Here is a 2062-nt window from a genome sequence, read left to right as displayed (position 1 = left end):
GAACTCCCTCGGTGGCGGCCCCGGCTCGCTCTCGCGGCGCGCCTCCAGGCCAGGCGGGCACGGACGTAGCGAGGGAGGAGCCGGTTGGGCAGGTGGCGGGAATGGTTGCCACCACGACCGACCGACCGTCCGTCCCCCACCGGCTCGTTCACCGCGCCGCCCAGAGCAGTCCGCGCGTGGTGAGCGTCCTTACGGTGGGCTCGCGCAGGTCGTCCGCCCGGTGCCCCAGGGCGGAGAAGAAGACGCGCCCCCGCCCCCACTGTCTGGTCCATACGACGGGCATGTCGACCGGCCGTTCGCCCTGCCCCGCGGCGCCCGGAGCGACGGTGGTGGACGCCAGTACGGTGCTGAACGCGTCGGTCAGCATCCAGTACTGCTCGGTCATCACCGTCGTGTCGGGCAGTCCGGCGACGATCGGGTGTTCCCGGTGTTCCGGCTCGATCCGGACCTGGTACTCCAGGAACTCCGCCGGGTGGTGCAGGAACAGGCCGCCGACCATGCGCAGGTACGCGGGCGTGTCCTGGAACGTCGCTACGACACCGCCGTGCCAGCCCGCGAAGCCGGTGCCCGCCTCGACGGCCGAGACGAGCCCCGCGCTCTGCTCCTCGGTCAGCCGGCCCTCGGTCCAGCACTGCACGACGAGATCGGTCCGCGCCATCAGGTCCGCGTCGGCGTAGGCCTCCAGATCCTCCCGGACCGTGATCGCGAAACCGGCGTCGGCCAGCGCGGGCAGGAACAGGTCGGTGCACTCCCGTGGGGAGTGGCCCTCCCAGCCGCCGCGGACCACCAGCGCCGTACGCTCTGCGGCCATCAACGGGTCGCGGGGTCGGCGGTCCACGACGGCAGGGTGAGCGGTGTGCGCTGGAGGCCGATCCACTGCCGTTTGGTGAAGCCCGCCATCTGGTCGTCCGCGCCGTGCCGCGCGTGGGCGTCGTTGACGTGCACCTCGCCGGCGTCGAGCCGTTCGGCCACCGACAGGCCCCGTATGAGGTCGGCGGAGAACACCGAGTTCATCAGCATGGGGAGCCCGTTGGTCACGGCCACCGCCTCCTCCTGGTCGTCCACCACGGTGACCGGGAGGACCGGGCCGAAGATCTCCTCGGTGAAGGCGGGCATGTCGGGCGTCACCTTGGCCAGCACGGTGGGCCGGTAGAACAGCCCCTCGGGACCGTCGAACGTGCCGCCGGTGAGCACCTCCGCGCCCATCTCCACCGATGCCGTCACGAGGGCGTGCACCCGGTCGCGCTGGCGGGTGCTGATCAGGGGGCCCAGATCCGCCGTCCCGCTCATCGGGTCGCCGACGCGCAGGGCGGCGGCGCGTCGGGTGAGGGCGTCGAGATACTGGTCCGCCACCGCGCGGGTGACGATGTGACGGCCGGCGCTGATGCAGGTCTGGCCCTGGAACTCCAGGGAGGCGATCATCGCGCACGAGGCCGCGAGGTCGATGTCGGCGTCGTCGAGGACCACGAAGGCGTTGCTGCCGCCGAGTTCGAGCCGGACCGGCCGCAGCGTGGCCGCGGCGGAGGCCGCGATGGCGAGGCCGACCTCACGGGAGCCGGTGAAGTCCAGCAGGTTCAGGCCGGTGTGCTCGGCGAGCGCGTGCCCCGCGTCGAGGCCGTCGCCGGTCACCACGTTGAACACACCCGGCGGCAGTCCGGCGGCCCGGGCCGCCTCGGCGAGCACCTGGCCGCCGATGATCGGGGTGAGCTCGGCGGGCTTGAGCACGACGGTGTTGCCGAAGGCCAGCGCCGGTGCCACCGCCCGCATGGCCAGGTTGACCGGGTAGTTCCAGGGTGTGATCACACCGATCACCCCGAGCGGTACCGCCCGGGACATCGAGAGCTTGCCCGCCTTGTACGGCGGCAGCAGGTCGCCGGCGTTCTCGCTCGCCTGGATCATGGAGATCTGCAGCTGGCGGATGCCGGTGGACACCTCGTCCTCGGCCTTGGCCCGCACCCCGCCGGTCTCGCGCATGCTCTGCTCGACCAGCTCCGCGTGGTGCGCCTGGAAGAACTCGGCCATCCGCCGCAGGCCCGCCGCGCGCTCGGGAGCGCTCAGCGCG

General features: G+C 72.4%; 2 protein-coding genes. Both read right to left on the bottom strand.

The features are described 5' to 3' along the window. Window positions 1-148 precede the first annotated feature (148 nt). Window positions 149-838, bottom strand: coding sequence for a ThuA domain-containing protein (locus R6V09_RS51820; protein WP_317888355.1), 690 nt, complete (start codon window positions 836-838; stop codon window positions 149-151). After that, window positions 811-2062 (bottom strand): aldehyde dehydrogenase family protein (locus R6V09_RS51815; protein WP_317888354.1); only part of this gene is annotated, 1252 nt, incomplete at its 5' end. The genes R6V09_RS51820 and R6V09_RS51815, both read right to left, overlap by 28 nt.

Origin of the sequence: Streptomyces sp. W16 (assembly GCF_033194735.1) — a bacterium.
Taxonomy (GTDB): domain Bacteria; phylum Actinomycetota; class Actinomycetes; order Streptomycetales; family Streptomycetaceae; genus Streptomyces.
Note: the sequence above shows the minus strand (reverse complement) of the source record. Positions and strands in the feature narration are given on the sequence as shown.